This window comes from Burkholderia sp. LMG 13014 (genome assembly GCF_905232215.1).
Taxonomy (GTDB): Bacteria; Pseudomonadota; Gammaproteobacteria; order Burkholderiales; family Burkholderiaceae; genus Burkholderia.
The window spans coordinates 1-2,477 of sequence record NZ_CAJNKE010000754.1 but is presented as its reverse complement, the minus strand read 5'-3'; the positions used below and the strand labels follow the sequence as shown (position 1 = coordinate 2,477).

Genomic DNA, 2,477 nt, shown 5'->3' with positions numbered 1-2,477 from the left:
CCGCGCGCCACGCCTTCAGCAACGCCGCGCGCCGCCGCGGATAGCGCACGTCCAGCGGTTCGAGCCCGACGATGCGATCCGTCCGGAAATGCCGGAAATCGTTCCGGCCTTCACACCATGCCGCCAGAATCCGCACGTCATTGAAATAGCCGAGCGCGAACGGCCACACGATCCGTTCGTCGGTCGCTTTCCGGCCCTCGCCCGTGTAGCGGATCCTGAGCTTGCCTTCGGTTCGGATCGCCGCGCGCACGACACTCATGTCGATGGTTTCCCGATCCACGATCGTGCGCGGGCCGACGAGCAGTGTCGTGCACTCCATCTCGCGGCGCAATTCGGCGGGCAGCACCGCGGAGATCTTCGCGAACGCATCGGCAGCAGCCGTCGTGAGCTGCGCATCCGCGAACTTCCCGACCCAGCGAAAGCCGAGCATCAGCGCTTCCAGTTCCGTTTGCGAAAACATCAGCGGCGGCAGCATGAACCCGGCGCGCAGCACATAGCCGACACCCGGCTCGCCATCGATGTCCGCCCCTTGCGCCTGCAGCGACGCGATATCGCGATAGACCGTACGGAGGCTGACGCCGAGTTCCCCGGCCAGCACGCGGCCGCTCACCGGGCGGCGGTAGCGCCGCAGCACCTGCAGCAGCGAGAGCAATCGTTCGGCACGCGTCATCGTTCCATGCTGCCACTTTCTGACAGCATCCATTCATAGAATGGGACGCATCTTAATCGATCCCAGGACGGCTCCGCATGACTTCCCCGAATCTCGTTCTTCTGTATGTCGAGGACCCCGCGCGCAGCGCGCAGTTCTACGAGCGCCTGTTCCAGCGTTCGCCCGTCGCGGTGTTTCCCACCTATGCGGCATTCACATTCGACAACGGGCTGCATCTGGGCCTGTGGTCGACCAGCGCGCGCGATTTCGTATCGGGCGGCGCCGGCCACCGCTCGGAGCTGGCCTTCATGGTCGACGACGACCGCGAAGTCCGGCGCCTGTACGAAGCGTGGCAGGCACTCGGCGTGCCGTTCGAGCAAGCGCCCATGACGGCGGTATTCGGCCTGACGTTCGTCGCGCTCGACCCGGACGGCCACCGCTTGCGCGTATGCACGCCGGACGACTGAGCGCGAGCGGACCGACCTTCGACGGGTCGCGCCCGCGGCCCGCCGAAGGCGTATGCGTCAGCTCGCACGCTGCGCGGGCACTATTTTCGAGAAATATTTCGCGCCCGCCACGCAGCCGACCACGACGACCGTCACCACGACCATCGATGGCGGCACCGTCTCGTGCAGCAGCCCGGCCGCCAGCAGCAAGCCGAAGAACGGCTGCAGCAGCTGCAACTGGCCGACGCCCGCGATCCCGCCGAGCGCCAGCCCGCGATACCAGAACACGAAGCCGATCAGCATGCTGAACAGTGACACGTACGCGAGGCTCCACAGCGCCGCGGCATCGACGCCGTCGAACGACGCGGGCCAGGTGAGCCACGTGAGCGGCAGCATCAACGGCAGCGACAGCACGAGCGCCCACGAGATCACCTGCCACCCGCCGAGCTCGCGCGACAGGCGTGCGCCTTCCGCGTAACCGAGCCCGCATGCGACGATCGCGGCGAGCATCAGCGCATCGCCGACCACCGACGCTTCGCCACCGTTGCGCAGCGCAAACGCGGCCACCGCGCCACTGCCGATGATCGAGAAGATCCAGAACGGCAGCCGCGGCCGTTCGCCGCCGCGCCATACGCCGAACAGCGCGGTCGCGAGCGGCAGCAACCCGACGAACACGATCGCATGCGCGGAGGTCACGTGTTTCAGCGCAAGCGCCGTCAGCAACGGAAAGCCGATCACGACCCCGAGCGCGACGATGGCCAGCGACACGGCCTCGGCGCGCGTCGGCCGCCGCTGCTTCAGCACGACGAGCAGCAACAAGCCGAGCGCGCCGGCGATCGTCGCGCGCGCAAAGGTGAGGAATAGCGGGTCGAGCCCCTGCACCGCGATACGCGTCGCGGGCAGCGAGCCACTGAAGATGATCACGCCCAGCAGGCCGCTGAGCCATCCGTCGGTCGTCTTTTGCACGGGAAATCCTGAACGGGGTAAGTGGATGACCGATGATCCGCCGCCCGCGAAAAGCGCGTAAGCTACAGCCCAATACAATTCGGACAAACTGTACTGGACAACTGGCCGTACAGTTCATTCTTCGCCATGAGCCACGCCACCCCGCTTCCCGTTCCGCCCACCCCGTCGCGCACACGCGTGGAAACCGTGATGGATACCTTGCGCGCACGAATCGCGAGCCGTGCACTCGTGCCCGGTGCGCGCGTGCCGTCGATCCGGATGATGGCGGACGCGCTCGGCGTGTCGAAATCGACCGTCGTCGATGCATACGAACGGCTCGCGAGCGAAGGCGTGCTCGTCGCGCGCCGCGGCTCGGGTTTCTACGTGTCGGGGCACGCGCCGCCGCTCGCGCTCGCCGATCTCGGCCCGCAGCTCGA

4 protein-coding genes are annotated in these 2,477 nt (G+C 67.1%); 2 read left to right on the top strand and 2 right to left on the bottom strand.

From position 1 onward, the window contains the following. The coding region (locus JYJ84_RS34120) for a YafY family protein (RefSeq protein ID WP_205190091.1) at nt 1-670 on the bottom strand (670 nt) is incomplete at its 3' end. A 77-nt stretch (nt 671-747) separates the two neighbouring features. Between JYJ84_RS34120 and JYJ84_RS34115 the strand changes: the two genes are divergently transcribed. Then, nucleotides 748-1,116: a VOC family protein gene (locus JYJ84_RS34115; RefSeq protein ID WP_122947661.1), complete on the top strand. Its 369-nt coding sequence runs from the start codon at nt 748-750 to the stop codon at nt 1,114-1,116. 57 nt (nt 1,117-1,173) lie between these two features. Here JYJ84_RS34115 and JYJ84_RS34110 read toward each other — a convergent pair whose 3' ends face one another. After that, on the bottom strand, nt 1,174-2,061 hold the full coding sequence (locus JYJ84_RS34110) for a DMT family transporter (protein ID WP_122947662.1): 888 nt from the start codon (nt 2,059-2,061) through the stop codon (nt 1,174-1,176). 126 nt (nt 2,062-2,187) lie between these two features. On the opposite strand from JYJ84_RS34110, the gene JYJ84_RS34105 reads away from it, so the two are divergent. Further along, nucleotides 2,188-2,477: GntR family transcriptional regulator (locus JYJ84_RS34105; protein WP_205190090.1), on the top strand; the 290-nt coding region annotated here is incomplete at its 3' end.

Coding starts and splice junctions, on each gene's coding strand:
- JYJ84_RS34115 (WP_122947661.1), top strand. CDS start 748: ATGACTTCCCCGAATCTCGTTCTTCTGTATGTCGAGGACCCCGCGCGC.